General features: G+C 68.9%; 3 protein-coding genes. All 3 read left to right on the plus strand.

Annotated elements, in window-relative coordinates:
- Positions 1 to 361 (plus strand): acyl-CoA carboxylase biotin carboxyl carrier protein subunit (locus FKP22_RS28605; RefSeq protein WP_141291511.1); only part of this gene is annotated, 361 nt, incomplete at its 5' end.
- Position 362: 1 nt separating this feature from the next.
- On the plus strand, positions 363 to 1,283 hold the full coding sequence (locus tag FKP22_RS28610; protein WP_141291513.1) for a hydroxymethylglutaryl-CoA lyase: 921 nt from the start codon (positions 363 to 365) through the stop codon (positions 1,281 to 1,283).
- Between the two features lie 51 nt (positions 1,284 to 1,334).
- A partial coding sequence (locus FKP22_RS28615) for a trehalase family glycosidase (protein WP_259372470.1) occupies positions 1,335 to 1,975 on the plus strand: 641 nt, incomplete at its 3' end.

The following is a 1,975-nucleotide window of genomic DNA, read 5'->3' on the forward strand; positions in this document are numbered from 1 at the left end:
CGAAGTGCGGGTCGACGGCCAGCGCCATGTGCTGAGCGTCTACGCCCGCGGTGAGCAGCGTGCGCTGTTTGGCGAACACGCCTCGCTGGAACTGCAGGAGTTCGACCCCGTTGCCCATGCCGGCCAGGAAGCCGGCGGCCACGGCGGCCGGCTCAGCGCGCCGATGCCGGGCAAGGTGATCTCATTCCTGGTGAAGGCCGGTGACAGCGTGGCCGCCGGCCAGCCGCTGGCGGTGATGGAGGCAATGAAGATGGAACACACGCTGAACGCGCCGCGCGACGGCGTCGTCGGCGAGCTGATGTTCGCGGTGGGCGACCAGGTCGGCGAAGGTGCCGAGCTGCTGACGCTGGCGGAGGCCTGAGATGAGCGCCGCCAAGCTCCCCTCTCATGTCACGCTGGTCGAGGTCGGCCCGCGCGACGGCCTGCAGAACGAAGCGCAGCCGGTCGATACCGCCACCAAGGTCGAGCTGGTGCACAGGCTGCAGGCGGCTGGCCTGAAGGAGATCGAAGCCACCAGCTTCGTCAGCCCGAAATGGGTGCCTCAAATGGCGGACGGCGCGGCGGTGATGGCCGCGCTGGAGCGGAGATCCGGCGTGCGCTATTCGGTGCTCACGCCCAACCTCAAGGGATGGGAGGCCGCAGCGCCCACCCGGCCCGACGAGATCGTCGTCTTCGGTGCGGCCAGCGAGGCTTTCAGCCAGCGCAACATCAACTGCAGCATCGCCGAGTCGATCGAACGCTTTGCGCCGGTCGTTGCCGCGGCACGTGCTGCAGGCGTAAAGGTGCGCGGGGCAATCTCCTGTGCAGTCGGCTGCCCGTATGAAGGTGATGTCGCGCCGGAGCGGGTGGAGCTGGTCGCGCGGCTGATGGCCGGCATTGGCGTGCAGCATGTGGGCGTGGCCGACACGATTGGCGTGGGCACGCCGCGCAAGGTGCAGGCGGCGCTGGAAGCCGCGCTGCGGCACTTCCCGCTGGCGGAGGTGAGCGGGCATTTCCACGACACCTACGGCATGGCGCTGGCCAATGTCTACGCCAGCCTGGAACTCGGCATCACGACTTTCGATGCCAGCGTCTCCGGCCTGGGCGGCTGCCCTTATGCCAAGGGCGCGACCGGCAATGTCGCGACCGAGGACGTGGTCTACCTGCTGCACGGCCTGGGCATCGCGACGGGCATCGACCTGGACGCGCTGATCGACGCGGGCGCCTTCATCCGCGCCAGACTGGGCCAGCCGAACGGCTCGCGCGTGGCCCGCGCGCTGCTGGCCAAACGGGTGGCTGGCTGACAAGCGGGCCCATGGCTTCCGTGGCATGCTCGCTGGATGCCGCCTGCCATCGTGCCTGACCTTGCCCTGCCTGCGGTGGCCCGCCCGCCGGTCCCCTCACCGCTCCCGGACACGCTGTCGCCGGCGGACCGTTACCAGGAGCTGTTCGTCGCGGTGCAGAGCAGCGCGGTGTTTGCCGACAGCAAGACCTTCGTCGACTGCGTGCCTCTGATGGAGCCGCAGGCCATCATGGCCGCCTATCGCGCGCAGCACCTGCGTGCCGGCTTCGACCTGAAGGCTTTTGTGGCCGAACATTTCGACTGCGTCGAGCCGCCTGCGCATGAGTACCAATCGCAGCCCGGCCGGGCCATGGCGGCCCACATCGAAGCCTTGTGGCCGGTGCTGACGCGCCATCCGTCCGGCCACGCTTCGCGCTCCTCGCTGCTGCAACTGCCACGGCCCTACCTCGTGCCCGGCGGCCGCTTCCGGGAGCTGTACTACTGGGACTCGTATTTCACGATGCTGGGGCTGGACAGCCCGGCCGAGGCCGCGCTGCTGGGCGACATGGTGGACAACTTCGCCTACCTGATCGACACCTACGGCCACGTGCCCAACGGCACCCGCAGCTACTACCTGAGCCGCTCGCAGCCGCCGGTCTTCGCGCTGATGGTGGAACTGGCGCAGGCTCGGCTGGGCCAGCGTGTACTGGACTA

The organism is Ideonella azotifigens, from assembly GCF_006519715.1.
In the GTDB taxonomy this organism is placed as follows: Bacteria; Pseudomonadota; Gammaproteobacteria; order Burkholderiales; family Burkholderiaceae_C; genus Ideonella; species Ideonella azotifigens.

What these genes read in the sequence shown, in the direction of transcription:
- FKP22_RS28610 (WP_141291513.1), top strand. Translation starts at nt 363, where the DNA reads ATGAGCGCCGCCAAGCTCCCCTCTCATGTCACGCTGGTCGAGGTCGGC.